The organism is Pseudomonas laurentiana (assembly GCF_014648275.1).
In the GTDB taxonomy this organism is placed as follows: domain Bacteria; phylum Pseudomonadota; class Gammaproteobacteria; order Pseudomonadales; family Pseudomonadaceae; genus Aquipseudomonas; species Aquipseudomonas laurentiana.
Genome location: NZ_BMQU01000131.1, coordinates 1 through 660, shown reverse-complemented (window position 1 = coordinate 660; position 660 = coordinate 1). Strand labels below are relative to the sequence as shown.

1 protein-coding gene is annotated in these 660 nt (G+C 29.5%); it reads right to left on the bottom strand.

The window, feature by feature from the left end; translation table 11 throughout:
* Nucleotides 1-140: 140 nt before the first annotated feature.
* Nucleotides 141-350 (bottom strand): hypothetical protein, encoded by a 210-nt coding sequence (locus IE038_RS25650; RefSeq protein WP_189396430.1) that lies wholly within the window; start codon nucleotides 348-350, stop codon nucleotides 141-143.
* Nucleotides 351-660 lie beyond the last annotated feature (310 nt).

Below are 660 nucleotides of genomic sequence, written 5' to 3'. Positions count from 1 at the left end.
ACAATTCCTTCAAATTAAATACAAAACACAAACCCCAAAACTCATCATCAAACATAACATCACCCATAAATTAACTAAAAAAAATAAATAATAAATAATTCAATACACAAACATAAAACCTACAAACACTAACTATCCAATCACCACTCATACGCCAAACATTCAATTAACTCAAAATCATCAATCATTCCAACTAATCTACCAAAATACTCAACTAAAAAAAAAAAAACAAACAAATCCAAACCAAAACCATACAAACACAAAATACCTTCAAAACAACCTAAACAAATCCATACTTTCCAACAAAACACACCCATCCAACCTAAACAAAACAAAAATTCACATTTCATTCATCACCCTTAACCAACTTTCAAACAACCAAACTCCCATCAAAAAATAATTACCAAAAACATCTTCGTTACGATTTACTAATTCTCAAAATAACATCAACAAAACTAAAAAAAAATTTAAAAAACCCACAATAATATAAAATACTACTCAAAATCTTTACTACCCATCTCATTCCAATTCCTAACCACAAAATATCAATACCCATAAACAACACTCCCACCTCACTCACACTCAAAACAACCTAAACGAATCCATACTTTCCGACGAAACACACCCATCCAACCTAAACAAATAAAATCAATACCCATA